General features: G+C 57.2%; 21 protein-coding genes, 1 tRNA gene and 1 CRISPR repeat array. Of the genes, 13 read left to right on the forward strand and 9 right to left on the reverse strand.

Translation table 11 applies throughout. From position 1 onward, the window contains the following. Positions 1–49: 49 nt before the first annotated feature. The 3 genes from CI070_RS01790 to CI070_RS01800 all read left to right on the forward strand — a co-directional run bounded on the left by CI070_RS01790 (position 50) and on the right by CI070_RS01800 (position 6,142). Entirely contained in the window at positions 50–3,265 is a 3,216-nt protein-coding gene (locus tag CI070_RS01790; RefSeq protein ID WP_094137165.1) for an efflux RND transporter permease subunit, read from the forward strand. A 37-nt stretch (positions 3,266–3,302) separates the two neighbouring features. Further along, positions 3,303–4,736: an efflux transporter outer membrane subunit gene (locus CI070_RS01795; protein WP_094137166.1), complete on the forward strand. Its 1,434-nt coding sequence runs from the start codon at positions 3,303–3,305 to the stop codon at positions 4,734–4,736. A 647-nt stretch (positions 4,737–5,383) separates the two neighbouring features. Then, the gene (locus CI070_RS01800; protein WP_094137167.1) at positions 5,384–6,142 is read left to right on the forward strand and encodes a PEP-CTERM sorting domain-containing protein; all 759 of its coding nucleotides are present in this window, start codon (positions 5,384–5,386) and stop codon (positions 6,140–6,142) included. 226 nt (positions 6,143–6,368) lie between these two features. On the opposite strand, the gene CI070_RS01810 is transcribed toward CI070_RS01800, so the two are convergent. Beyond that, positions 6,369–6,989 carry a hypothetical protein gene (locus CI070_RS01810; RefSeq protein ID WP_094137169.1) on the reverse strand — a complete coding sequence of 207 codons (621 nt, stop codon included), beginning with the start codon at positions 6,987–6,989 and terminating at the stop codon, positions 6,369–6,371. 100 nt (positions 6,990–7,089) lie between these two features. Further along, the gene (locus CI070_RS01815; RefSeq protein WP_094137170.1) at positions 7,090–7,629 is read right to left on the reverse strand and encodes a hypothetical protein; all 540 of its coding nucleotides are present in this window, start codon (positions 7,627–7,629) and stop codon (positions 7,090–7,092) included. Positions 7,630–7,816: 187 nt separating this feature from the next. Here CI070_RS01815 and CI070_RS01820 point away from each other — a divergent pair, with 187 nt between their 5' ends. The 4 genes from CI070_RS01820 (at position 7,817) to gdhA (ending at position 13,538) form a co-directional block, all read left to right on the forward strand. After that, complete coding sequence (locus CI070_RS01820) at positions 7,817–8,290, forward strand: PTS sugar transporter subunit IIA (protein ID WP_094137171.1); 474 nt, start codon at positions 7,817–7,819, stop codon at positions 8,288–8,290. Further along, positions 8,287–10,077 (forward strand): chloride channel protein, encoded by a 1,791-nt coding sequence (locus CI070_RS01825; protein WP_094137172.1) that lies wholly within the window; start codon positions 8,287–8,289, stop codon positions 10,075–10,077. Before CI070_RS01820 ends, CI070_RS01825 begins: the two co-directional genes overlap by 4 nt. Before the next feature lie 445 nt (positions 10,078–10,522). Continuing rightward, positions 10,523–11,533 carry a transposase gene (locus CI070_RS01830; RefSeq protein WP_094137173.1) on the forward strand — a complete coding sequence of 337 codons (1,011 nt, stop codon included), beginning with the start codon at positions 10,523–10,525 and terminating at the stop codon, positions 11,531–11,533. Between the two features lie 649 nt (positions 11,534–12,182). After that, positions 12,183–13,538, forward strand: a complete 1,356-nt coding sequence (gene gdhA, locus CI070_RS01835; protein ID WP_094137174.1) for an NADP-specific glutamate dehydrogenase — start codon at positions 12,183–12,185, stop codon at positions 13,536–13,538. A gap of 384 nt (positions 13,539–13,922) precedes the next feature. On the opposite strand, the gene lpxB is transcribed toward gdhA, so the two are convergent. Then, complete coding sequence (gene lpxB / locus CI070_RS01845) at positions 13,923–15,044, reverse strand: lipid-A-disaccharide synthase (protein WP_094137176.1); 1,122 nt, start codon at positions 15,042–15,044, stop codon at positions 13,923–13,925. Between the two features lie 107 nt (positions 15,045–15,151). Between lpxB and CI070_RS01850 the strand changes: the two genes are divergently transcribed. Both CI070_RS01850 and CI070_RS01855 read left to right on the forward strand, forming a co-directional pair. Next, positions 15,152–15,826, forward strand: coding sequence for a DedA family protein (locus tag CI070_RS01850; protein ID WP_256943594.1), 675 nt, complete (start codon positions 15,152–15,154; stop codon positions 15,824–15,826). Positions 15,827–15,843: 17 nt separating this feature from the next. Beyond that, positions 15,844–16,359, forward strand: coding sequence for a C-GCAxxG-C-C family protein (locus tag CI070_RS01855; protein ID WP_094137178.1), 516 nt, complete (start codon positions 15,844–15,846; stop codon positions 16,357–16,359). A 19-nt stretch (positions 16,360–16,378) separates the two neighbouring features. Here the strand turns inward: CI070_RS01855 and CI070_RS01860 are convergent, their stop codons facing one another. Then, positions 16,379–16,723, reverse strand: a complete 345-nt coding sequence (locus CI070_RS01860) for a ferritin family protein (RefSeq protein ID WP_094137179.1) — start codon at positions 16,721–16,723, stop codon at positions 16,379–16,381. A 179-nt stretch (positions 16,724–16,902) separates the two neighbouring features. Beyond that, entirely contained in the window at positions 16,903–17,406 is a 504-nt protein-coding gene (locus CI070_RS01865; protein ID WP_094137180.1) for a thioredoxin family protein, read from the reverse strand. A 171-nt stretch (positions 17,407–17,577) separates the two neighbouring features. On the opposite strand from CI070_RS01865, the gene CI070_RS01870 reads away from it, so the two are divergent. Next, a tRNA-Val gene (locus CI070_RS01870) sits at positions 17,578–17,652 on the forward strand. 545 nt (positions 17,653–18,197) lie between these two features. On the opposite strand, the gene CI070_RS01875 is transcribed toward CI070_RS01870, so the two are convergent. From CI070_RS01875 to CI070_RS01890, 4 genes are read right to left on the reverse strand one after another with little or no spacing between them, the layout of a single operon-like run. Beyond that, on the reverse strand, positions 18,198–19,079 hold the full coding sequence (locus tag CI070_RS01875; protein ID WP_094137181.1) for a hypothetical protein: 882 nt from the start codon (positions 19,077–19,079) through the stop codon (positions 18,198–18,200). Continuing rightward, complete coding sequence (locus tag CI070_RS01880) at positions 19,072–19,353, reverse strand: Bbp19 family protein (protein ID WP_094137182.1); 282 nt, start codon at positions 19,351–19,353, stop codon at positions 19,072–19,074. The genes CI070_RS01875 and CI070_RS01880 overlap by 8 nt, the downstream gene beginning before the upstream one ends. Further along, positions 19,350–20,984: a portal protein gene (locus CI070_RS01885; RefSeq protein WP_094137183.1), complete on the reverse strand. Its 1,635-nt coding sequence runs from the start codon at positions 20,982–20,984 to the stop codon at positions 19,350–19,352. The genes CI070_RS01880 and CI070_RS01885 overlap by 4 nt, the downstream gene beginning before the upstream one ends. A gap of 8 nt (positions 20,985–20,992) precedes the next feature. Then, positions 20,993–21,199, reverse strand: coding sequence for a hypothetical protein (locus tag CI070_RS01890; protein ID WP_143245705.1), 207 nt, complete (start codon positions 21,197–21,199; stop codon positions 20,993–20,995). Between the two features lie 323 nt (positions 21,200–21,522). Between CI070_RS01890 and CI070_RS01895 the strand changes: the two genes are divergently transcribed. The 3 genes from CI070_RS01895 to CI070_RS01905 are packed head-to-tail and all read left to right on the forward strand — an operon-like array spanning position 21,523 to position 22,747. After that, on the forward strand, positions 21,523–22,143 hold the full coding sequence (locus tag CI070_RS01895) for a hypothetical protein (protein ID WP_094137185.1): 621 nt from the start codon (positions 21,523–21,525) through the stop codon (positions 22,141–22,143). A 44-nt stretch (positions 22,144–22,187) separates the two neighbouring features. Beyond that, the gene (locus CI070_RS01900) at positions 22,188–22,487 is read left to right on the forward strand and encodes a BlaI/MecI/CopY family transcriptional regulator (protein WP_094137186.1); all 300 of its coding nucleotides are present in this window, start codon (positions 22,188–22,190) and stop codon (positions 22,485–22,487) included. Beyond that, positions 22,484–22,747, forward strand: a complete 264-nt coding sequence (locus tag CI070_RS01905; RefSeq protein ID WP_094137187.1) for a hypothetical protein — start codon at positions 22,484–22,486, stop codon at positions 22,745–22,747. Before CI070_RS01900 ends, CI070_RS01905 begins: the two co-directional genes overlap by 4 nt. A gap of 285 nt (positions 22,748–23,032) precedes the next feature. Beyond that, positions 23,033–24,921: direct repeats of the CRISPR family, unit length 33 nt; unit sequence GTTTCAATCCACGCACTCCTTACGGAGTGCGAC. Positions 24,922–25,000: the final 79 nt, after the last annotated feature.

Consider the following 25,000-nt stretch of genomic DNA (forward strand, 5'->3'; position numbering starts at 1 on the left):
AGACCCGGCATCTTCCCTTTTTCCCCGCGCATTTTCATGATTTAAAGCCATGTCCAGCTTCTTCATCAAACACCCGACCATCGCCATCGTCATCTCGATCGTGATGATCCTGCTCGGCGGCCTGTCCCTGATGGGGCTCCCCATTGAGCAGTATCCCAACATCGTCCCGCCCACCATCAAGATGCAGGCGACCTACCCGGGCGCGAATGCGGAGACGGTGGCCAATTCCGTAGCCTCCCCCATTGAGCAGTCCATTTCCGGCGTCGTGGGGATGGATTACATGACTTCCACCAACGCCAACAACGGCATCTGCTCCCTGAGCATCGTCTTTGAAGTAGGCACGGACCCCAACATGGACCAGACGCTGGCCTACATGCGCTACGGGCAGGCCACCGCCCAGATTCCCGCGGAAGTCTCCCAGATGGGCATCACCATCACGCAGTCCACGGGCAGCCCGCTGGCCGTGGTCAACCTGTATTCTCCGGACGACAGCCTGAACGCCATCTTCCTGAGCAACTACGCCTACGTGAGCCTGGTGGACCCCGTGAAACGCGTTCCCGGCGTGGGCGACGTGCAGGTGTTCGGCGCGGGCCGCTACGCCATGCGCATCTGGCTGGACACCACCAAAATGGCCGCCCAGAACATCTCCGTGGGAGAAGTCCAGTCCGCCATCCAGGCGCAGAACACCGTGATTCCCGGCGGCCAGATCGGCGCGGAGCCGGCCCCTCCCGGAACGGAATTCACCTACAGCATCCAGACCAAGGGGCGCCTTCAGACGGCTGAGGAATTCGGCAACATCATCATCCGTGCGGAGGGGAACAAGCTCCTTTACCTGAAAGACATCGCCAAGGTGGAGCTGGGCTCCCAGACTTACAACGTATCCAGCAAATACAACGGCAGGGATTCCGGCGCCATCGCCGTGTATGCCGCTCCCGGCTCCAACGCCATCAACACGGTGGACGCTCTGGTCAAGCTTTTTGAGGACCGCTCCCGCAGCTTCCCCGCCGGCATGGAGTACAACCTGACGCTGGACACCACGCTGGCCGTGCGCGCCTCCATTGAGGAAATCGAGCACACGCTGGTGGAAGCCCTCCTGCTGGTGGTTCTGGTGGTGTTCGTCTTCCTGCAAGGCTGGCGCGCCACGCTGATTCCGGCCATCGCCGTTCCGGTTTCCATCATCGCCACCTTCGCGCTGTTCCCTCTCCTGGGCTTCACGTTGAACACCATCTGCCTCATGGGCATGGTGCTGGCCATCGGCCTGGTGGTGGATGACGCCATCGTGGTGGTGGAAGCCGTGGAATCCCACATGGAGCGCGGCCTTACGCCCCGCCAGGCGGCCTTCGCCGCCATGGAGGAAGTATCCGGGCCCGTCATCGCCATCGCCCTGGTGCTGGCGGCGGTGTTCCTGCCCTCCCTGCTGCTGCCGGGCATTACGGGCACGCTGTTCCAGCAGTTTGCCGTGACTATCGCCATTTCCATGCTCATTTCCGCGTTCAACGCGCTGACGCTCTCCCCGGCTCTGTCCGCCATTCTGCTCAAACCCAAGGATCCGTCCAAGGGAGGCCCGCTGAAATTCTTCTACCGCATTTTCAACCGCGGTTATGACGCCACGGCCAGCGGCTACACCAAAGTGTGCCACTTCCTGACCCGCAAGCTCATCATCTCCATTCCGCTGCTGGCCCTGATCGCCTACGCGATTGTCCCCGTAGCCAAGAAAATCCCCAATGGCTTCCTGCCGGATGAAGACCAGGGCTACCTGTTCGCGGCCCTGATTATGCCGGAGGCCCGCTCCCTCCAGCTGACCACGGCCGCCGCGGACAAGGTCTCCGAACTCATCCGCCAGAATCCGAACGTGAAAGACGTGATCGCCATTTCCGGCTTCAGCCTGCTGACGGGCGTGCAGAGCACGAACAACGCTTTCTTCTTCGTCATGCTCAAGCCCTGGGAGGAACGCCCCAATCCGGACCAGAGCGCCCTGGCGGTCACTGCCCAGCTGAACGCCCTGCTGACCACGAAAATTTCCGAAGGGGTCACCATGTGCTTCCAGCCTCCGGCCATTGCGGGGGTAGGTTCCGCCAACGGCGTCACCTTCATGCTGGAAGACCGCGACGGCAAGGGCACGGAATACCTGGCGGAACAGACGGACATCTTTGTGAAGGAAGCGAACAAGCTTCCGATATTCGACCCGAACAACAACGGCGGCGTGCGCAGCGTGATGTCCTTCGCCGTGGAACAGAAGGATGTGCGGCTGGATGAAGAAAAATGCGCCACGCTGGGCGTCAGCATCAGTGAAGCCAACAGCCTGCTCCAGGCCTACATGGGGTCCCTGTTCATCAACTACATCACCCTTTACGGCCAGCAGTGGCAGGTGTACATCCAGGCTCAGGGCAGCGACCGCACGGGAACGGACATGCTCAAGAACTTCTACGTGAAGAATAACACGGGCAGTTCCGTCCCCCTCTCCACCCTCGTGAAAATCACGGATATCACGGGGCCGGAATTCCTGCTGCGCCAGAACCTGTATAATTCCTCCAAACTCATGGTCACGCCCGCCCGGGGCTACTCCAACTCCCAGGCCATGGAGGCGCTGGAAAAAACCTTTGAAGCCAGCATGCCTTCCGACATGGGTTACAGCTACGCGGACATGAGCTATCAGGAAGAAAAAATCCAGAACGGCATCGGCATCGTGCAGATTTTCCTGCTCTCCTCCGTCTTCGTTTTCCTGATCCTGGCGGCCCTGTATGAACGGTGGTCCCTGCCCCTCAGCATTTTCATGACGGTGCCCATCGCGGCCCTTGGCGCGTTCCTGGGCCTGTACTGGTTCGGTTATGAATTGAACCTGTACGCGCAAATCGGCCTGGTGATGCTCATCGGCCTGGCGGCCAAGAATGCCATTTTGATCGTGGAATTCGCCGTCATTGAAATGGAACGCGGCAAAACGCTGATGGAAGCCACGCTTTCCGCCGCCAGAATCCGCCTGCGCCCCATCCTGATGACTTCCTTCGCTTTCATTCTGGGCTGCGTTCCGCTGGCGCTGGCCTCCGGTTCCGGCGCTTATTCCCGCAATATCATCGGAATCGTGGTCATTGCCGGGATGACGATGGCGACGGTCGTGGGCATTTTCCTGATTCCGTGCTCCTTCTATTTCATCATGAAACTCTTCCGCGTCCGCGTCGCCCGTAAGACGGTGGAAACGGAAGACCCGGATGAAATCATCGCCCGCAAGCATCTGTTCCACGAAGCCCATGAATCATTAAAAGGGTAACCCCCTTTGCAACCATCTGAAAACAGACTCAACGCATATGCGAAGAAACCCATACATCACACGCGCCATCCTTCTGGGAACGGCTTTTGCCGCTTCCTCCTGCATGATGGGCCCCGACTTCAAACCGGTGGACATGCCCATGCCCGCGGCATTCAGGGGAGCCCCCGCGGCGACGGAATCCATTGCGGACCTGCCCTGGTGGAAAGTCTTCAAAAACAAGGACCTTCAGGACCTCCTGACGGACACCTACAACAATAACCGCGACTTGAAAGCCGCCATGGCGCGCGTGGAAAAGGCACGCCAGTACATCACCATTACGGAGGCCCCGCTCTTCCCGTGGGCGGATTATTCCGGCTCCGTCAGCAAAGGCTCCAACTATACCGGAGGCGGCATCGTCCAGACTACCGGAAACACACTGACGCCAGGGGCGATTGACGCCGGCATTTCCTGGGAACTGGATATCTGGGGCAAAACGCGCCGGATGACGGAAGCTGCCCGCGCAGACTACCTGGCTTCCGAAGAAGGACAGCGCGCGCTTATGCTTTCCCTGCTCCGCCAGGTGGCGGACTCCTACCTCCAGCTCCTCCAGCTGGACGAACAGCTTGCCATCGTGCAGAAATCCGTGGAATCCTATTCCGAAAGCCTGCGCCTGTTTGACGAACAGCTCGAAGGCCAGGTGGGCGACAGGCTCCAGGTGGCTTCCGCCAAGGCGGCCCTGGCTTCCTCCCAGGCCCAGATTCCCGCCATTCAGGTGCAAATCGCCAATTTGGAAAACGCGGTCTCCGTCCTGGCCGGACGCGCTCCCGGCCATATCCGCCGTTCCGGCAGCACCCGGGACATCGCCTATAACGTTAAGGTTCCCGCCGGCATTCCGGCCTACATCCTTTCCAGAAGGCCCGACGTCCGCCAGAGCGAATACAAGCTGCGCGCCGCCAATGCCGAGGTGGGCGTAGCCATTGCCAACTACTTCCCGACCATCTCCCTGACGGCGGCGGGCGGTCTCGCCTCCGCAGACCTGCGCCACGTGCAGGGACGCCGCGGCGGCTGGGGCCTGGGAACCAATCTGACCGGCCCCCTCTTCCAGGCGGGCAAGCTGACGGCCTCCGAAAAAGCGGCCAAGGCGGAATTCCTGGCGGCCAGCAACGACTATGAGCAAACGGTTCTCAACGCCCTGGCGGAAGTCTCCAGCACGCTCATCCAGAGGGACAAGCTGCGGAGCATCACCGCCACCCAGTCCGAGGCCGTGGAAGCCTACCACACGGCGGTAAAACTCTCCTTTGAGCGCTACCGCACAGGCCTTTCCAACTACATTGAAGTCCTGTACGCCCAGCAGAACCTCTACCCCGCGCAGATTCAGCTTTCCCAGTACTATTACCAGCACGCCAGCACGCTGGTTTCCCTGTACACGGCCCTGGGCGGCGGCTGGAACATGAGCCACAAGGCTATCATGGATGGCCCTTCCGGGCGATAAAGGCGCTTCCCCTGACAACAGGCAATATACCTGACTGTTTTTTCTCCCTCCGGCAAGCACAGCTTGCCGGAGGATTTGTTTTCCGGCCCGTGAACAACGGCGGCTCTCCAACCGCCTTCTCCGTCCCGGCAGCAGGAACCACGGGACGGGAATTCCCAACGGAGGGGCTCTTTTCCTGTTCCGTCCCGCATCCGGAAAGCGCAAGGCCCTCAACCGCTCCTTCTCCTTTTTCCCCGCGGAAACGGAGACCATATCGGCATTGCCCAATTCCCGTTCATTCACGATCAACGGGCCGCAGGACAATTCCATCGCGTTTTCAGAAATTCATGACCGTTGATTCCGATATTCCGCCGTTTTCAACAAAACAAGCCATCTCCCGCTTTCATCGCTGATGTGCCGCCTCCCGCCGGATTTCTAATCCGTTTGCGGCAATTCGAGCTTCCCAACAGGAGTAAAATTCGGCAAATCATGGCGAAAGAAATGGGCCGGGAAAAGACCAGCGCCCGGAAACACTACTGAAAATCAATGTATTGGGGCAAACAACGCATTTATCTTCAATATTTTTAATTGTTGGCGGATTAGAAATCCGATAAAAAACGGAAGTTTCTTACGCGGAAACATTTTTAGCAACTGTTGTAATCACTCACATGAAGACTAAATATCTTGCTCTCCTGATCGCCGCCATAGGAGGCAGCCTGTCCTTCGGGGCTTCCATCGACGGTCTGGACGCGGCTTATTCAAAAGCAACCACCGTTTATAACGGAACCTCCGGCGATACACTGTCTGTGTCATCCCCCACAACTATTAGCTTAAACAACGCATACAGCTGGACGATGGCATTCACCATTTCCGGGCTGGGAGCCACTTCAAATTCAGATGTAGGGTTGCTGTTTACCTACAACACCGGCTCTTACAAAAATCTGGAAGGTCTGGGATTTCAGCTTACGGAGTCCGGCAATCTCACTCTTTGCGCCGGAGGTTTTGCTTATGGCGGAAATCCAGCTGCCTCCTCCCCCTGGAAAACGCAAACGTTTTCCGGTTATTCCGCCAGCACCCCCCTGACCCTGTTTTACACATTCAACAGGGGAAATGTTTCCATCTCCGCCATGCTGGGGGACGACACGTCCACACTGACCACGCTGGGAGACCTCAGCAGCTCAGCCGCTTTCAGCAACCAGAACATGACTCAGATCAATTTCTCCGCCAAAGACGCCACCGGAAACACATGGTCCGTCCCGAATGGAATCACGGGGGAATATACCCTGAACAATTTTGATCTGTACACGGCGGTTTTGACAGAAGAGCAGATGAAGGCATACGCCCTGAGCGCCGTTCCGGAACCGGCTGCGGCCTCTCTCGGCCTGCTGGGCCTGGGCATCCTGCTGATGCGCCGCCGCAGGGCTTAAACTTTCGTCCGCCCGCCAGACGGGCCGCGCGATTATTCCCGAAGAACGCGCTTTCCCCGGAGCCGGCCTGTCTGGATGCATTCAGCAGCGGCACGGAAAAAATATTTCATCAACGGCCCTTCGTTTTCTTCAGGCCCTGATGGAACAAAGAAGCCCCCGCGGCATAACGCCTGCGGGGGCTTTTCTATTAAAGAAAAAACGGTAACGCCGCTCAAGGAGCGTTTTTTCAGTCTTCCCTTCTTTTAAACAATTCCAACGCAAGCTGGGACCAGGTCTCCAGTTTCTCAAACATTTCCCCGGACAGTTCCTCCGGAGACACGAAACGGAGATTGGCCAGGGCCGCTTCATTCGCGCGCACACGGTCCGTATCCAGCTCAAACAGGTGGACAATGCCCAGATGCACGGCCCCCACCTCATTGGTATCGTCATTAATCACGCCGAGCACCCGCTGGGTGCAGCTCCCGTCAATAACCAGTTCCTCGCGGATTTCGCGCTCCACTCCGGCCAGATAGGTGGACACGTCGTCATGGCCGGATTGGCGGTCCACCGGATTGATATGGCCTCCGATGCCGATGGACCCCTTGTCATGCAGGCGGGCCTCGCCACCGGAACCTCCGCGCGTGTAATGCAGAATGCGGCCCCTGTGGCAGAAAATGGCATAGGCGATGATCTGCTTGTGGGAAGGATCGTTTTCCGCGGCCTCCCGGTCCATGAAGGAGGCGACGCCCGGCTTCATGAACGCATTCAGATAATGATCCCCGCCTTTCCGGTGTCCCTGGAAATAGCCCGCCTCCTCAAAGGCGGCGCGGGGAACCACCAGAACCTGTTCTCCATGGTAACGTGACATGGAGACACCCTACCCGTTTTCCTCCCGCGCTCAACAAAAAAGGCGCTGAAACGGCAAATTCGCCCTTTCCTTCCAGGAACGCGCAGGCCGCCCCTCCGCATCAGGAAATATCCCGCACTTCCACGCCATGGTTCCGGAACCTGCGCATGATGCTTTCCAGCTGTTCCGCATTCATGAGATGGAGCGGCAGCCACAGCACCAGCTTCTTGCCGAACAGGAACAGCAGCGCGTGGCGCGTCCTGCACAACGTGGAAAAACGGTCGTAGGGAATATTCATGGGATCTACGCCCTTGCTGGAGAACGTCAGGTAGTCCTCATGGAAAACGTAATCCTTTTCCTGATGGTACATGGGCACTTTTTTGTTGGCGGCCAGAGCGGCCTTTGCCAGGAAGGGAACGTAAAACCAGGACAGGATAATCGCCATCAGCACCCCGGCCAGGGACAGCCAGGCGAATAAGGGCAGAGGCCGCAGGGAAAAGGAATACAGCGTCATCAACATAAAAAAGGCCGTAATGGCCAGATCCAGAGGCTTCTTCCACCTGGGACGCACCGCATGGTACCATGCCACCAGCACCTGCGTTGCCAGGCGGTCGGAAGGTACGGGCTTGACGAGTTTGATGACCTCTGAATCCTGCATCATGGCGGCAGGGTAGCTTTATTCCCGCCGGAGAAAAAGCCTAAAAGAGGGTTCTTCCGCCGCTATTGTGTCAAAAAAGCCCCTCCGGAAAGGTTTCCGGCCCCTTTTTCCCGCCTCCGTTCACGGGGGAAAGCCTCCTTCCCCGCATGCAGGCCAGAATTTCCTTGATAATCATAGTTCCCTTCATAGAATGAGAAACCAAAAGCTTTCTGAAGACCCGGTGGCAGACAATCTTCAAATTCACGTACGCACGTTCCAGCCCTCAACCACTCAGGCACAGGCTCTGGAAGCCCTGACGGATTCCATGTCGGAAGTCCTTGACGACCGACAGCTAAGGCACATCAGGAATGCGGTTCTTCTGCGCGAGGAAACGCAGACCACTTATCTGGACCACGGCCTGGCCGTCCCTCACGGACGCACCAGCGCGCTGGATTCCATGCAGGTCACCGTAGGCATCAGCCCTGAGGGCGTCCTCTGGCCGGACGATTCCCGCAGCGCGCACCTCATTGTGATGCTGGGCGTTCCCGCCTCCATGGTGACCGGCTACCTGACCACCATGCAGAAATTGTTGCGGTGGCATAAAAACGCCCCCCTGGGCCCCAACGGGGAATGGACGGGAGATGAAGCCGGCCTCCTGGCGTCCCTTCAACAAGCCCTGCAATGACGGACAAGAAAAACCAGCCTGCGGAGAAGACGCATCTTTCCTGGTCATGGCTGCGCATGGCGCTGAGCCTGCGTGAAAAAGTCAAGCTGGGAGACAAGCAGGTCATCTTCATCTGGGCGGTCGTCGTCGGCGCGCTGGGCGCCCTGATGGCCCTTGTCTTTGAAATGGGCGTGGAACTGGTGCAGGACGTCCTGACGGGGCGGACCAGCTACAGGCAAATTCAGGTCTTTCAGGAAATGGCCGGCCAGGACCCGGCCTGGTGCATCTTCGTCCCGGCGGCGGGCGGCCTTTTAGCGGGTCTTACGCTCCTTTTCACCCACCGTTTTGTGCCGGCCAAGGCAACGGAATACATGGAAGCCGTGGCGCTGGGCAACGGATACGTGCCTCCCAAGCCCAGCCTTCTGCGTTCCCTGTCCGCTGTTTTCTCCGTAGGTTCCGGCGCCTCCATCGGCCGTGAAGGCCCGCTGGTGCAGGCTGCCGCCGTAGCGGGTTCCGCCCTGGGGCGTTTCTTTCACCTCTCCGCGCCCCGCCTGCGCCTGGTGGTGGCCTGCGCCGCCGCCTCCGGCATGTCCTCCGCCTTCCATACGCCCCTGGCGGGCGGCCTGTTCGTAAGTGAAATCGTTCTGGGCGCGCTGACCATTGATTTTCTGGCTCCCCTGCTCGTGGCCAGCTGCGCGGGCTATTTCACCATGGGCCTGTTCCATGAACCCGCCCCCATCTACCAGCTCCAGCAGGAAGTCTCCCTGGCGGGCAACCAGCATGTGCTCTGGTGCGTGCTGCTGGGAGCCCTGGCCTCGCTGGTCGCCAGTTTCTGGCTCCTCATCCTCAAAAAATCGCGCCAATACCTGAACGGCAAGCGCCAGTGGCTGCCCGTGCGCCTGACGGCGGCGGGCGTGCTGGTGGGCGTCATCGCCATCTTTTACCCGGAAATCGTAGGGAACGGCAAAAATATCATCACTTCCCTCATTAATTATGAATTTGACGCCGCGAGAGCCGCTGTCCTGCTGTTCCTGAAAATATTCACCGTCGCCATCGTTTTCGGCGTGGGAACCGTGGGGGGCGCCCTGACGCCCAGCCTGACTATCGGGAGCGTCTGCGGCTTCCTGTTCAGCGCGGCTCTTACCCAGCTGGGCGTGCCCGGTGACCATGCCATCGCCTATTCCCTGGTGGGCATGGCCGCCTTTTTCACGACAGCCGCCAATGCCCCGATCACCTCTCTGGTGCTGGTGGTGGAATTCACCATGGCCGGGCAGATGATGTTCCCCCTCATTATCGGCGTGCTGGTTTCCTACGGAATGGCCAGGCTCACCAGGGCCCAGTCCATGTACCATGATTCCCTGGCCTTCGGCCCCAGAAGCACCTTTGACAAACCCCTGGCCCAGGTGCAGCTTCAGGATGTAGCGCGCAAGAACCCGCCCGTGGTGCATCCCCTGGACAAATTCGGCACCATTGCCGCCATGCTCATCAAAAATCCGGCCCAGCCCATCTTCGTCACATCCCCGGCCGGCAAATACCTGGGCAGCGTGGTGGCGGAAGACGTGGCGGCCTTTGCCCGCAACAAGGAGCTGGCCCAGGCCGTACTGGCCATGGATGTGCTGCGCAGCGACATGCCTACGCTTCCTGCGGACATGCACCTTCCGGAAGCGCTGGGCATTTTCTCCCGCCCCCACTGCGCGGAATCCCTGGCCCTCGTGAACCCGAACAACGACCTTCTGCTGGGCGTGGTCAACAAGACGGACCTCTATCTGGTGCTCTCCGAGATCATGCGCAGGGAAAAGCTGCAATAAGGGGGGCGGCCTTTCTACATTATATCCGTTGAAATACTGGAAAAAACGCCGCTCCTTCCCTCAAATTACGGGAAATGCCTGTTCAAGCCCCCCTGCCCGGTCAAAAGATATTTCCCCTTTCTCCAACTCCGGCGGCGTCCCGCTTTCCTTTCACGCCTTATCCGGGCATGGCATCCGGGGAACGGCGTATTTGGGGTTCCCTTCATGAAAAACACGGGGCAGAGGCATGATTTCTCCGGCACAAGCGCCCTGCCGCCATTGCGAAAAGTGAATCCGGCTTCTTCCGAGGGCCTCTGCCCGGAGCCCCTCCGGCAAAATTTGCTTCCTCCGGAAAACGCGGACGAGCCGGGAAGAGCATTTTTTTCCTCCTCTTTTTTTACAATAGGGGTCAGGTTAAAAATAACAACAAACTTGCATTTCAGACCTTTTCCGGTACGCTTCCGGCATGAGCCGTACCCTGAGAATAGAATACCCCGGAGCAGTCTATCACGTGCAGAGCGAGGGCAACCGCGGAGACGCCATTTACCTGGATGACGAAGACAGGGAAATTTTTCTGCGGACTTTTCAGGAGGCGTCCCGCAGAAGCGGATGGACCGTGTACGCCTACGCCCTGATGGCCAATCACTACCACATTCTTTTCCAAACCGCGCGCGCCAATCTGGTGGATGGCATGAAATGGCTCCAGACCGCTTATACCCAGCGTTTTAACGCGCGCCACCGAATGCGTGGGCATCTGTTCGCGGGCAGATACCACGCCATGGTGGTGGAAGCGGATAACGCTCACTATTTTTCAACCATCATTGACTACATCCACCTGAACCCGGCCCGGTCCGGCCTGGCGCGCCGCCACACGTTCCTTTCCGGCTGCAAATGGACGAGCCTGCCCGCATGGCTGGACTCTCCCGCCAAAAGGCCCAAATGGATTCATCCGGAACGCGGCCTCGTCTGCTTCGGCTGCGACGACACGGAAGACGGCCGCCAAAAGTACCTCAACCATCTGATGGGCCGTTTTGAAGCGGAACGCATGGATGAACGCTCCCTGCTGCCCGCCGGCCATGTAGGCCCCGGCACCGTCCAACGGGGCTGGTGCTACGGCTCCAGCGCCTTCCGTGCCAGGCTGGTGGGGGAACTTCCCCGGCTGGCGCGCAGAAAGCCCGTCACGACAGGGATGCGCGCGTCGGAGATCGGGGAATACCAGGCGGAAATCATCGTCAAAAACGGGCTGAAAGCATTCGGCCTGTCGGAGGAGGAGCTGCTGGCCACGCCCTACAGCCACCCGTCCAAACTCATCATCGCCCTGGCCGTCAGGCAAAGCACGCTGGTACCGTATGCATGGATCAGCAACCGGCTGCACATGGGCATTCCCAAATCCATGGGAACTTTGCTCCACCGGGCAAAAAAAATGGCGGAAACGGATTTGAAAACGCGGGCATGGATCGAGCGCCTGAGCCACTGACCGCCATTCCTCCCACGGAATAAACCTGGAAAAAACTTCCTCCTGCCACAAGAACCCGGCTGGCATGAAACCGTCGATCCGCGGCAGGAAGAAAACAGCGGGAAGCAATCAAGGCGCGCCCCCTTCTCCGGCACATCATCATGCAGGCCAGCCCAAGCAATTCCTGGGATGCCGCAGCCGGTCCCGGAACTACGGAAAACGGCCATGGCGGCAATCCCGGCTTACCCCCCTCCCAATGAGGGAAACAAGAACCTCCGCCGTGGCCTTCCCCGTCCACTTGACCAGGGTTAGCCTGTTGTTGGGAAAATTCCATATCTGCCGCCTTGGCGGTTTTTGACCACTTCTTCTTTTTCATTCGTTCTTTATCCAAACCATATTCAAAATCCGCCCCGCGGAAACAGGAACCCGAATGACCGAGGACAAACTCCGTGTTTCAGCATCCGGAACACGTAATGCGGAAAGGCGTCAGTCGGCAAAAATGGGGTCAGTTTACAAATCACAACATATGAACATATTTTCTATTTTCCTGCTGACCCCTAAAGACCGTCAGAAAAAAAATAATTGCCAGTCCGCTCTACGGAATGATAAACGGAAAGCGCATGCGCAACACTGCGCGTGAAGCGTCAACCCAAATACAACAACAGAAAAGATGGCACAGACATATTCCCAGCGCGTGCTCGACTTGGTCAAGGCCAAGCATAGCCACGAAAAAGAATTCATCCAGGCCGTTCAGGAAGTGCTCAGCACGATTGAACCGGTTTTGGCCGCGAATTCCAAGTATGAAGACCACGCGATTCTGGAACGGATCGTGGAACCGGAAAGAACCATTCTGTTCCGCGTGCCGTGGATCGATGACCAGGGCAAGGTTCAGGTGAACCGCGGGTACCGTGTGGAATTCAACAGCGCCATCGGGCCGTACAAGGGCGGTCTCCGCTTCCACCCCAGCGTCAACCTCGGCATCCTGAAGTTCCTGGGTTTTGAACAGGTTTTCAAAAATTCCCTCACCACCCTCCCCATGGGCGGCGGCAAGGGCGGTTCCGACTTCGACCCCAAGGGTAAGAGCGATAATGAAGTGATGCGCTTCTGCCAGAGCTTCATGACGGAGCTTCAGCGCCACATCGGCGCGGATACGGACGTTCCCGCGGGGGACATCGGCGTGGGCGGCCGCGAAATCGGCTACCTGTTCGGACAGTACAAGAGAATCCGCAACGAATTCACCGGCGTTCTCACCGGCAAGAGCCTGAACTGGGGCGGTTCCCTCATCCGTCCGGAAGCCACCGGCTACGGCTGCGTGTACTTCGCCCAGAACATGCTTGCCACCCGCAACGACGACCTGCAGGGCAAGGTCTGCCTGGTGTCCGGTTCCGGCAATGTAGCCCAGTACACGGTGGAAAAACTTAACGAACTGGGCGCGAAGGCGGTCACGATGTCCGACTCCAACGGCTATGTTTACGATCCGGACGGCATTTCTCCGGAAAAACTGGCCTGGGTCATGGAACTCAAGAACAAGCGCCGCGGACGCATCGCGGAATACGTGAAGCAGTTCCCGAAGGCCCAGTACTTTGAAGGCCAGCGCCCCTGGAGCGTTCCGTGCGACTGCGCCTTCCCCTCCGCCACGCAGAATGAAATCAACGGGGAAGACGCCCGCACCCTCATCAAGAACGGCTGCACCCTGGTGGCGGAAGGCGCCAACATGCCTACGGACCTGGAAGGCATTGAAACTTACCTGGCCGCCAAGATCCTGTACGGGCCGGCCAAGGCCGCCAACGCCGGCGGGGTGGCCACCTCCGGGCTGGAAATGTCCCAGAACAGCCAGCGTCTCTCCTGGACGCGTGAAGAAGTGGACCACAAGCTGAAGACCATCATGGCCAACATCCACGCAAACGCCGTGGCCCACGCCCAGGAATACTCCTCCGACAAATCCTTCACCAACTACGTCACCGGCGCCAACATCGCCGGCTTCGTGAAAGTGGCGGATTCCATGATCGACCAGGGGGTAGTCTGATCCCTGGCCGACATACTTGCTGCCAATGTAAAACACACCAGAAGCGCCGGGTTCGCCCGGCGCTTCTCTTTTCTACGGAAACGTCTCCATGCCGGAAGTTCCTTTTTCCCGTATGGCCAAACATGACGGCGGAAGAACTTCAAAGGCCTCCCGGCATGGGGAACAACCACCCTCAGGAGCTTTTCCCGGCTGCCGGGACGTTGCCTGCTGCATCACGGCAGCGCCGGGATATCTACAATTCAGGGCTGGGGCGGCCGGACAAAAATGCGTTACATGCCCTGTTCCCGAAATTGGAGGGCCAATTCTCTTCCCCTGCCCCATTTTCCCGCATCAAGGGCCGGAACGGCGCTTTCCCGGCCCCAATGCATCATTGGAGCTCCTGAATTATTCCTTCAACAGGCGGCAGACGGCCTGGGCCGCATGTTCCGCAGCCCCTCCCTGCCCCAGTTTGTCGGAGGCCTGTTTCATTTCCTCCAGCAGGGCGTCCCTGTTTTCCGGAACCAGCAGGCGTTCTATTTCATCAATCACCTTGTCCGGCGTAAAATCAAACTGAACCAGCTCCTTCACCACGGGTTTCTGCGCCAGGATATTCACCATGCCGATGAAGCGTATCTTGATGAGCATGCGGGCCATCCAGTACGTCAGCAGGGGAACCTTGTACACCAGCGTGTACGGCAGGCGGTGCAAGGCGGCCTCCATGGTGGCGGTGCCGGAAGCCACCACCCCCACGGCGGCGCGGTCCATCAGCTCATGATATCCCCCCACCGTAATGTGGAACAGCTCCGGCGGCATGCCGGCCTTCCGCGCCATGCCGCGCATTCTTTCCGCCAGAGCCTCCGTGGAAGCGGCGGTTTCAAAGGACAGTTCCGGCCGTTCCCGGGAAAGACGGCTCACTACCTCTATAAATACCGGGAAATGCCTGTCAATTTCACGGTTCCGGCTGCCGGGAAACAGACCGACCAGTGACGGCTCCCGGACGCCCTCCTTACGGATGGAAGCAATTTCATCCACCAGGGGATGCCCCACAAACTCCGTTCTCAGGCCGGCTTCCTGGAACAAGGGGGCCTCAAAGGGGAAGATGCACATCATCAAGTCCAGCATGCGCACCATCTTGGGAATGCGCCCACGGTGCCACGCCCAAACCTGCGGGGAAATAAAATAAACGATTTTGGTGCGGGGGCAGCACTTGCGGACCCTCTCCGCCAGCCGCAGGTTAAACCCCGGATAATCAATCAAAACCAGGCAATCCGGCTGGTCCTGCCGTATCCTCTCCAGAATGGAGAGAAAACGCCTTCTGAACCATCCGTATTTTTTGAGCACCTCCACCACGCCGATAACGGCGGCTTCATCCGCCCAGTCCTCCACGCCGGGGCATAACGCGTGCATGCCATGGCCTCCCAGCCCCGAGACCTCCATGCCGGGCATCAGGCGCAGCAGATTTTTCAACAACAGGGAACCATGAATGTCCCCGCTCTTTTCGCCTGCTATGATATAAAGCTTCATCATTTTCTGCAACGGCGCGCGCCGGATGCTTTCTTATCTTACCAGCCCCGTTCCCGGGACGCAATAAAAGACTTTCCTTTCAAGGATTTTGATGCAAGATACGCGCCGTTATGCATGAGTTGATCTCACTTTGGATGTCCTGGGTGCAGGACTGGGGATATGCGGGCGTCATTGTCCTGATGGCCATGGAAAGCTCCATCTTCCCCGTTCCCAGCGAAGTGGTCATCCCGCCCGCGGCCATCCTGTCCGCCCAGGCAGGAGCATCCATGAGCTTCTGGGGAGTGGTGGCCGCCGGAACGTTCGGCTCCTGGCTGGGTTCCGCCATTACCTACGCCGTGGCCCGGACCGTGGGCCGCCCGGTCGTCATGCGCTGGGGCAAATTCTTTTTCATGCCGCCCCACAAGGTGGAAAAGGCGGAAATCTTCCTTCAGCGGTACGAAGTTTCCGGCGTCTTCTTCGCCCGCCTTCTGCCCGTCATCCGCCATCTCATTTCCATTCCCGCCGGCATTGTCCGCATGGGCTTCGGCATTTTCTCCCTGGTCACCGTGCTCGGCTCGGTTGCCTGGTGCACGGTGCTCGCCTGGTACGGGCACCGCATCGGGGAACGGCATCCGGAACTGCTCAAATCTCCGGAGGAGCTGATCCGCACCGTCAAGAGCGAAAGCCTTCCTCTTATTCTGGCCGTGCTGGTGCTGGCCGTCTGCTACATACTCATGCTTCGTCTGACGGACCGCAACAAGCCGGAAAAAGCCGCAGCGGACACGCCCGCAGAAAAAAAGCAGTAAAAGAAACCCTTTTTCCCATGATCCCTTCCAAGGAAGACCGGACTGCCCGGGCTCTGGATTATTTCCACCAGGGATATAATTGTTCCCAATCCGTCTTTGCCGCTTTTGCAGATGTCTGCGGACTGACGGAAGAAACGGCCCTGAAGCTGTCCTCCCCCCTGGGGGCAGGCATTGGACGCATGCGGGAAGTATGCGGCGCTTTTTGCGGACTGAGCATGCTGGCAGGGAGCCTGTACGGAAACAGTTCCCCGGAAACCGGAGAAAAGGAGAAAATCTTTTCTCTGGTTCAATCCCTGGCCGCCTCCTTTAAACAGGAATTCGGCACGCTTTACTGCCGGGAACTGCTGGGGCTGTCCCCGGAGCGCCTGGCTGCGGAAACGGCGCGCCCCGGAGAAAGAACGGCAGCTTATTACGCCTCCCGCCCCTGTGAACGCTGCATTGCCTTCTGCGCCCGCCACGCGGCCGAGCTGGAAGCAAAAGCCCGGCGTCATGAAAACGCCCGGCCCCCTTTACAGGGAAACCGGGCGCTTTAACTACAGACGGAAGGCGCCGTCAATGGGCGGCGGAACTGTTGCATGCGCCGTCCGGACAGGACGCCTTCAACTTGTCAATTTTTTCATTGGTTTCACCCATCCCCTCGTCATAAAAGCCCTGTTCGTCCGGGGCCAGCACCTGGAGGAGGCGGAGAAATTCGCCCGCGTGTTCCTTTTCCTCATTGGAAATATCCAGCAGGACTTCCTGGGCCAGTTTATGGTCTATGGATTCTGCAAGCTGGGTATAAAGCTGGATGGCTTCATATTCCGCTGCGATCATGAACCGGATGGCCCTCACCAATTCGCCATGAGTGAGTTTCCGGTTTTCCTTTAATCCGCTAAATGCATTTGTAAATTCAGGCATGCAGATGAGACCTGATACAGAAAGCCTTCATTCAATATGCTTTGTCATAACTTTTATACGACTGCAGCCTTGAAAACAGTACAGCGAATAAATGGCCAGCATCTTTTGCCGGAACAAGAAAGGAGCGCCGGGTTTTCTGCCGGCGCTCCTGTTAATCAAATTTTTCCGGAACAACAGCCTTACTTGGCTTCCGCAGCCTTGGGCGCGTATTTCTTGAAGAATTCAACGTACTGGGCGGGAGTACGGCCGGGAACATAACCCGTGCGGCCCAGCTCCTTGCCTTCCGCATCCACTACCACCATGACCGGCACGCCGGTAATTTTATACGTCTTGGCTTCCTTGGATTTGCTGAAATCCGAACTGCCGAATTCAAATTTGACGCCGATAGCCACGCCGTCCATGCCTTGCTTGAAGTCCTTTTTGGAAAGTATTTCCTTCTCCAGCTTAATACAAAAGCCGCACCAGGACGTTCCCGTGAAAAGAAGAACAATAGGAAGGCCGGTTTCCGCCGCCTGCTTCTGAGCGCTCTTCAGGCTCTTACCCCAGCGGAATTTCACTTTCGCCGCCTTGGCGGCCTTGGCGGCGGCTTCCTTGTCCACGGGAACGCCTTGAGCCATGGAAACGCCGGAAACGCTGAATCCCAACACCGTACACAACGCAAAAATAAAATGTCTGTTCATCATACTCGGTAAAACGTTTTTTTCAGATTAGCAAAAATACTTTGTATAGGAAGAGAAATCAGCGTCTTCTTACCGAAGAAACGCTTCCGTCACCCTTCACAAAACGAAGCGCCCTCAAAAAAAGTATTGCTCTTTCCTCCTTAATCGGGTAATAATCCGCCCGCACTTACAAACGCGCGGTTAGCTCAGTGGTAGAGCAACACCTTGACATGGTGGAGGTCGTAGGTTCAAATCCTATACCGCGTACCACCTTCAACAAAAAGACTGCCTCCGGTGAGGCAGTCTTTTTTTATTCTATCTATTGAATATCAAAAGGATTACATCATTTTTACCTGTCTGCAAATTCCGTCCGTTTACTAGGGGAACGCTAAAATGCGTTGACGTTTTGTGTAAAAAATTGTGCAGATAAATCGTAATTCATTTATGATAAATAATAACGTACAATATAACGAATGTCATTCTCCTTAAAACCCCATTCCTTTCTAAAGCGCTCAATGCAAAAGATCAATTTGCGAGAATAAGAGAAAATACGGGAGATATCTACCTTTTTACTCACTTACGGTGAACGATATGATGAATATTTCACCTCATGTGTTTCCCATGCGGGGAAAATGTTTTTCCAACTTTTTTTGAACACAAGCCCCTTCCCGGGACGCTAATGATAGGAAGGCAGTCTAAGGCCCCAGCCCTTACCCCTCCTTCCCTGATGAAACAATGACCATTAAAAGCCCGGCGGAAGATACTCCGCCGGGCTTGCTTCTTATGAAACTCCGCTGGTTAAAGCGTCCGGGAAATTAACGGGTGGTCAAACGGTCATATAACTCATTGGCATATTTATGATTGGGATGGTTCACATTCATATACGCCTCATAAAGAGGATGGGATGGATCCGATTCCATCCGCATGGCTTCCTCCGTGGGGGAAGGCGCCGCATTTCCTGCATGATGGAGAGGAGCCTCATCAAGCAGGCGTGACGCCTGGTACAACAGGCGGATCGCATCCGGATTGGAACCGAGCCCCGGATTATCCAGCAAAGCGTCCGCGTCCACCCCTGTTTCAGAGGCAAGCCGCCGAAGAACGGCGGCAGCCCTGCCCATGTTGCGTTCATAATTGGAACCCCATTCCTGCTGAAGGGACTGTTCCGCCTGCATTTCCATCTCCATCCGGGCATCTTCCATGTGCTCGCGGGCCTCATCATATGCCTGGGCCATCGTCTCCTGAAGAGCGTTCATTGCCTCCGGCGGCACTCCGTAACGATAGGCCGTGCGGGCCATGCGTTCTGCCAGGTCGGCATTCCATTCGCTTTCCGGCGTGGATTCAGGACGTTCCAGGCGGTATTCCTCCTCCGACTCCGGCAATCCGGCCAGCCGGCGGAACCGCGCCATCTGTTCTTCATTCTCCACGCCGGGATAACGTCGCAGGCGTTCCAGCTCCGCGTAACTCTTCGCCAGAGCCTCCGGCGTCTTAAACTTGGAAAGGGATTTCTCCATCCCTTTCAGCTCATCAAACCGGGCGTACCAATCCGGAGCAAAACCTCCGTCCTCCCCCAGAAGGGGAGGAAAAGGTTCAGTTGGAACTGCGGCTCCGGCCAACGCTTCCGTCTCCGGGGAAACGGCCCCGGAACCCTCCGCATCCCTGAAAGGAGCGGCCATGCTGTTATTAGTGGAATCAATCATTTTTTTCTTCTTCTGTAGTTTCTTTAATGGCTAATTGGAGCTGGCGGCGGATGTACAGAAATATCTCCCTGTAGGCATCCCTCCTCATGGCGTCCAGAGGGTCGTAATTCCCCGAACTGCCTTGAAAAACGGGCAAATCAGTCTGGAAGCGGGCTTCCAGAAAGGAAAGCGCCTCACGCCCGTCCGGGGTGTCAAACACCCGGAGAAGCTGGCGCCTTTTGAGACGGGCCTCCCGGACGGAGGCCTCCTGCTGCAATGTTGTATCCTGGTTCATTTTTGAATCGCGGTTAACTGGTCAAGCAAAGGATTGAGGGAAGCGTAAGGATCCTCTTCCGCCGGAGCCGGGGAGGTTCCCTGCCGGAGGTCCGCCCGTTCCTTCCGCATGGCGCGGACATCGGCCCAGGGCCTCAGCATGCTCTCCGGGGCTCCGTCCACCCGGGCGGACAGGCGGAAACAGTGGTCCCAGTCCACATGATCCGCCAAATCCGGGGCAGCCTGCATCATCATGTTCAGCCGCTGAAGGCTGCGGTCCATCCCTTCGCTCTGCAAACGCCTGAGCACCAGGGCAATCTTTGACTGATAGACAACCCTGGGTTCTCCCACGGCAACGGAGCCGTCCCTCCCCTCCCTCAATACCGCACGGGGGGGCCTGGGAAACTTGCCCATACGGAACAGCAGGGAAAAAATGCGTGTCATTGTGGAATACAAATCACTCACAAACAGCGTGAAGGAAGGAGAAAACATCAAGACGCGCTCATTCTCCCGCGCCATGACCTCCGTGGCGGTCATATTGCCATGGCGCCCGCTCCATAGCTCCAACATGGGCAGATAATAGGCGCGGCGTATCGCATCCTGCTTCTGCGCCAGACGGTCCATCCCGACATCATACCTGCCCTGCGTGGCCCACTCCCGGGGAAGATGAAGGGAAGCGGCCTCCGGGGTAATGACGGTCCTGCCGCCGGCCCGCAAATCCACCTCCCCAATCTGGTTGGCAAGTTCCAGAATGCGGGGAAAGGCGGCCACCTCGCCAAGAGTGTCCAAAATACGGTTCAGGAACTGCACCTGCTGAATGGCGGGAAACACCAGCCTGCCGGGAGCCAGGCCGTACGGGCCGCTGCCCCACTTCAAAAAGCGGGTTACCAGATAAGGGAATTCCATGTATCCCCCCTCCTCCACGATCACCTGGTCATCCAGAGACAGGTAAACGCTTTCAAACGGCATGTGGGAAGCCTGCTCCCTGCGGCGGCTGCGGCGGCTGCGCGGGCGCACCACATGCAGAAACCTCAAAGTCGTGGCATACGGATTGCCTCCGCGCTCCAGAACTTCCCGGGCCCTGGGCCCCAGAGCTTTCACCCCGAACATGGAGCGCGCCTGATGGGCCGTGTAGGCAAACTCCCTGACGTAGGTATCCACCCGGCCTTCCGCATTCTCCGCACAGGCGAACTGGCCGCACGGAATATTGGTGAACAACAGCCTTCCGTCTGAGGAAGTGCCCGTAAACAGGCTTCCGGTCCCCAAAGCCACCCGGTCCAGAAAACACTCATGGATCTCCGTGTAAAAATTGGAAACGGACAATTCTTTCAGGGCAATTTCCGAACACTGGTTATACCAGGCCTCCGCCTCGTCGCCTCCCCGGTCGTCCGGAGCCGACCACTTGAACCATACGTCATGGCTGGGCGTAATATAGGACATATGGCCGCTGGCCAGCTTCTGGCATGCCTCCACGGCAGTAGTATCCGTCATGCGGTCCATGGCGTCCCTGTTGGGCAGGGAAACCTCCCCTTCCCGGTTCAGGCGGCGAGGCAGCACGTAATCCCTCAGACGGTCCCACCACGTCTCCCATGGCGCGCGCTGAGCGGCCAGGGACTTGTACACGGAATTCAACTCCGCAACTCTTTCTTCCATGGCAGCGCCTATCCCAGAGTTTTCCTAAGCAGAGTCCGCGGATTGACCTCCCCCTGCCCGTCGGAAGAATGACGGCGCGCGAGAATGGTGGAAATCATTCCCTGCCTCTGCCGTTCCCGGGCCTGATAATCTTCCCCTACTTCTTGTTCCACGCTCTCCGCCTTGACCGGGATGGTCTGCTCCGGAGCAGAAGCGGAAGGAGTGGACGGTTTCATGAATCCCATAATTTCTTTTGCTTTCTATTCATGGTTGATACTGATTCCCCTTCCCGTCTGCCGGATAAAGGCTCCAGAGGATGACGGACGCCCGCCTCACAGACAATCCATGCGGCGGGAGCGTTCTTTTCCCATGGAAGGAAAGGGCGCTTACCCCACCTGCCCAGGCAATCCGGGCAGGTGCTTGCATTTATCAAATAAACGAATCGGCAAAAAATGCACCTGAGGAAAAACCGGACGCATACATGCCACTGGTGGCATTAAAGAGGGCGCCACCAAACGAGATGCATTCCGCATCCGTTTCCTCCAAAACATAGGGCGCTATGATCAATGAATCCTTACTTCAGCCGGATACTCCATCCGCGCTGGACATCTGCAACGCAGCCCTCTCAAAAATAGGGGAGGCACCTCTGGACGCGCTGATTGCCAATGAATCCACGGCATCCCGCCTTTGCGTTCTTCATTACCATCCGGCCCGCAGGGAAACTCTCTGCATGGCGCGCTGGACCTTCGCCGCCACGCAAACCACGCTGGACTCCGTTTCCGCACAGGCGCCCAATTCCCTGACTCCCTATCAATTCACCCTGCCCGCAGACTGCCTGCGCGTGCTGGATGTGGAATGCTCGGAATGGAAAATGCAGGGACGCCGCATTCACGCTTCCTGCGCCCCGCTGCCCCTAAGCTACATTGCCGATATTGAAGACGCCGATCAATTCGATCCCCTCTTCATGGACGCGCTGGCCACCCGGCTGGCGGAAAAACTGGCCATGCCCCTGACGGGTAACCAAAGCCTGCGCCAGAATCTTAACCAGGAATTCCACAAAATCATTCTTCCGCAGGCGGCAACCGTCAATGTGGTGCAGTGCTTTTCCAATGATTCCCACCCGCTGCTGGATCTGCTGAGAAAAATCAAATCTCCCTCTTGCACGGAAGAATGTGAATAACATGAGAATAATAAGCAAACAACATAACAATAAGTTGTGAATACATGCTCATGAAAGCCCTGGATTTCATACAAATATTTGCCGCCAACGTCCGCAGGCTGGACTTCCGCCTCAGCAGTGCCCAGGTCATCCTGGCCGTCATTGCCGGGTACAGGCGCCACAGCACTATTACGGAAGCCACACGCCTGCACCCTAATACCGTTACCAATATCCTGCAGGATCTCATTGCGCAGGGATACGTCAACCGTATTGGAGAAGGCCGACCTTATGTTTACCGGCCCACCGCAGATGGAGAGCAGCTTGCCGGAAATCTGCTGGACAAAAACACATTCCCCGGCAAATGAACAATCCCCTGCTCAGTACAGAAGAAAAACGCCGCTGGCTGGCCCGCGTTTTCCGGGACGAAGACGGAGAATACTCTCAGGCGGACAAATTCAAGGCGCTGGTGGAAGACACCAAACTGGCGGCCCTTCAGCAGGAAGAGGAGGAATTCAACCGCCAGCGGGAAACGGGAGGCGCGGCGCAGGACCCCGTCCTGGCCCTGCTCCAGGCCATTCCTCCTGCGGAGCTCAACCTGCATCAGCACCCTCTTTCTGAAAAATAAATAGAGAAATTAACTGACAAGCCTTCCAGCTCCAACAATCCTGAAAAATTTTTTGAAAAATGGAATTTTTTAAAGAGTCGGAATGTACCAATACTTTGTAAAAAAATTATCAAGCATTACAGGAAAACGCCCTTGACCACCACCCCTGTGCTATGTCTGCAACATTGTTGCCATCCCCTTGCAAGAGGACAACAGGCCGCCCCAGCCTACCGCATCGTCGTCCTCTTCATACACTCCGCAAGGAGTGCGACGGGCGGAAAACCGCAAATAACAATCACCATTCAGGTTTCAATCCACGCACTCCTTGCGGAGTGCGACCCAATATGATGAGGTCCAACACGATCAGCGACCAGTTTCAATACACGCACTCCTTACGGAGTGCGACTTCAGGTGGACGTTTCCCCCGCGGCCTGGGTGTGGTTTCAATCCACGCACTCCTTACGGAGTGCGACACGGCGGAGGTGGACCATGTGGATGCCCTCCGTCAGTTTCAATCCACGCACTCCTTGCGGAGTGCGACGTTGTTCTTGTTCGGGGCTTTTTCTGAACAGGCTGTTTCAATCCACGCAGGCAATATTGATTAGCGGCCGGCGTCTCGTTTCAATCCACGCACTCCTTACGGAGTGCGACGGAATAATGACGCGTTCCAGGGCGGATTTTTGAGTTTCAATCCACGCACTCCTTACGGAGTGCGACTGCTGTCGGTTGACAACATCAAACGGATAACAGCGTTTCAATCCACGCACTCCTTACGGAGTGCGACTTGTTTCTTCCGGCCGGGTGACGCCGGACTTACCGTTTCAATCCACGCACTCCTTACGGAGTGCGACCTACGGTGTCTGGGTCGGACCAGTGGTCGGCGATGTTTCAATCCACGCACTCCTTACGGAGTGCGACCTACGGTGTCTGGGTCGGACCAGTGGTCGGCGATGTTTCAATCCACGCACTCCTTACGGAGTGCGACCTACGGTGTCTGGGTCGGACCAGTGGTCGGCGATGTTTCAATCCACGCACTCCTTACGGAGTGCGACCCGCCGACCTCACCATTGACGGCCTCGTCATCCAGTTTCAATCCACGCACTCCTTACGGAGTGCGACTTTGCTGTACGCCTGCAAATAATCAGAGCAGATAGTTTCAATCCACGCACTCCTTACGGAGTGCGACGGGAAACCCCGGTTCTTGTTGATAAATCCGAGCAGTTTCAATCCACGCACTCCTTACGGAGTGCGACAAGGGTTACGGCGTCCATTCCCAGCTCCGGAGTAGTTTCAATCCACGCACTCCTTACGGAGTGCGACCTATATCAGACACGCGCCGGGCTTCTACGGTCCCGTTTCAATCCACGCACTCCTTACGGAGTGCGACATACGCCGGAGCCTCCCCGCTTCGGAGGTTCCATCGTTTCAATCCACGCACTCCTTACGGAGTGCGACTTTCCCTGCATTGCGATTGCGCCCATGACAGACAGTTTCAATCCACGCACTCCTTACGGAGTGCGACAATAAACCTGCCCCCCTGATATAGGAAGAAACTCCGTTTCAATCCACGCACTCCTTACGGAGTGCGACGACCACAACCAGCTTTATCCCCGCAACCAATAACGTTTCAATCCACGCACTCCTTACGGAGTGCGACTTTTCCGGCGGCATGGAGCTACAGTCCCAGACCTGGTTTCAATCCACGCACTCCTTACGGAGTGCGACGCACGGGAGGAGCTTCACCCTTCATATTCTTCTTGTTTCAATCCACGCACTCCTTACGGAGTGCGACCAGCAAGAAAAACACAAGCATTACGTTACCTGACATGTTTCAATCCACGCACTCCTTACGGAGTGCGACTCTTTGACGTACCCGCCCCACGTATCGAGATACGGTTTCAATCCACGCACTCCTTACGGAGTGCGACCTTGACGGGTGGTTTTGCGGCGTGTCCGTCCGGGTTTCAATCCACGCACTCCTTACGGAGTGCGACATGATTTTGTTTTCTTTTCCATTAGTGAGATATAGTTTCAATCCACGCACTCCTTACGGAGTGCGACATAAAAGGAGAGATGGCTTTTTGAATTATAAGAGGTTTCAATCCACGCACTCCTTACGGAGTGCGACTTGTAGATATCGTTCCTCTTTCTTAATTCTAAGAGTTTCAATCCACGCACTCCTTACGGAGTGCGACGGATGGCTTTTTTAGAAAACGTGGCCATGAGAGGAGTTTCAATCCACGCACTCCTTACGGCTGTCTCTTATACACATCT

Source organism: Akkermansia muciniphila (assembly GCF_900184965.1).
In the GTDB taxonomy this organism is placed as follows: domain Bacteria; phylum Verrucomicrobiota; class Verrucomicrobiia; order Verrucomicrobiales; family Akkermansiaceae; genus Akkermansia; species Akkermansia muciniphila_A.

Bases quoted from the DNA above. Each gene is read 5' to 3' on its own strand.
- CI070_RS01790 (WP_094137165.1), top strand. From the start codon at position 50: ATGTCCAGCTTCTTCATCAAACACCCGACCATCGCCATCGTCATCTCG.
- CI070_RS01795 (WP_094137166.1), top strand. From the start codon at position 3,303: ATGCGAAGAAACCCATACATCACACGCGCCATCCTTCTGGGAACGGCT.
- CI070_RS01800 (WP_094137167.1), top strand. From the start codon at position 5,384: ATGAAGACTAAATATCTTGCTCTCCTGATCGCCGCCATAGGAGGCAGC.
- CI070_RS01810 (WP_094137169.1), bottom strand. From the start codon at position 6,989: ATGTCACGTTACCATGGAGAACAGGTTCTGGTGGTTCCCCGCGCCGCC.
- CI070_RS01815 (WP_094137170.1), bottom strand. From the start codon at position 7,629: ATGATGCAGGATTCAGAGGTCATCAAACTCGTCAAGCCCGTACCTTCC.
- CI070_RS01820 (WP_094137171.1), top strand. From the start codon at position 7,817: ATGAGAAACCAAAAGCTTTCTGAAGACCCGGTGGCAGACAATCTTCAA.
- CI070_RS01825 (WP_094137172.1), top strand. From the start codon at position 8,287: ATGACGGACAAGAAAAACCAGCCTGCGGAGAAGACGCATCTTTCCTGG.
- CI070_RS01830 (WP_094137173.1), top strand. From the start codon at position 10,523: ATGAGCCGTACCCTGAGAATAGAATACCCCGGAGCAGTCTATCACGTG.
- gdhA (WP_094137174.1), top strand. From the start codon at position 12,183: ATGGCACAGACATATTCCCAGCGCGTGCTCGACTTGGTCAAGGCCAAG.
- lpxB (WP_094137176.1), bottom strand. From the start codon at position 15,044: ATGATGAAGCTTTATATCATAGCAGGCGAAAAGAGCGGGGACATTCAT.
- CI070_RS01850 (WP_256943594.1), top strand. From the start codon at position 15,152: ATGCATGAGTTGATCTCACTTTGGATGTCCTGGGTGCAGGACTGGGGA.
- CI070_RS01855 (WP_094137178.1), top strand. From the start codon at position 15,844: ATGATCCCTTCCAAGGAAGACCGGACTGCCCGGGCTCTGGATTATTTC.
- CI070_RS01860 (WP_094137179.1), bottom strand. From the start codon at position 16,723: ATGCCTGAATTTACAAATGCATTTAGCGGATTAAAGGAAAACCGGAAA.
- CI070_RS01865 (WP_094137180.1), bottom strand. From the start codon at position 17,406: ATGATGAACAGACATTTTATTTTTGCGTTGTGTACGGTGTTGGGATTC.
- CI070_RS01875 (WP_094137181.1), bottom strand. From the start codon at position 19,079: ATGATTGATTCCACTAATAACAGCATGGCCGCTCCTTTCAGGGATGCG.
- CI070_RS01880 (WP_094137182.1), bottom strand. From the start codon at position 19,353: ATGAACCAGGATACAACATTGCAGCAGGAGGCCTCCGTCCGGGAGGCC.
- CI070_RS01885 (WP_094137183.1), bottom strand. From the start codon at position 20,984: ATGGAAGAAAGAGTTGCGGAGTTGAATTCCGTGTACAAGTCCCTGGCC.
- CI070_RS01890 (WP_143245705.1), bottom strand. From the start codon at position 21,199: ATGAAACCGTCCACTCCTTCCGCTTCTGCTCCGGAGCAGACCATCCCG.
- CI070_RS01895 (WP_094137185.1), top strand. From the start codon at position 21,523: ATGATCAATGAATCCTTACTTCAGCCGGATACTCCATCCGCGCTGGAC.
- CI070_RS01900 (WP_094137186.1), top strand. From the start codon at position 22,188: ATGCTCATGAAAGCCCTGGATTTCATACAAATATTTGCCGCCAACGTC.
- CI070_RS01905 (WP_094137187.1), top strand. From the start codon at position 22,484: ATGAACAATCCCCTGCTCAGTACAGAAGAAAAACGCCGCTGGCTGGCC.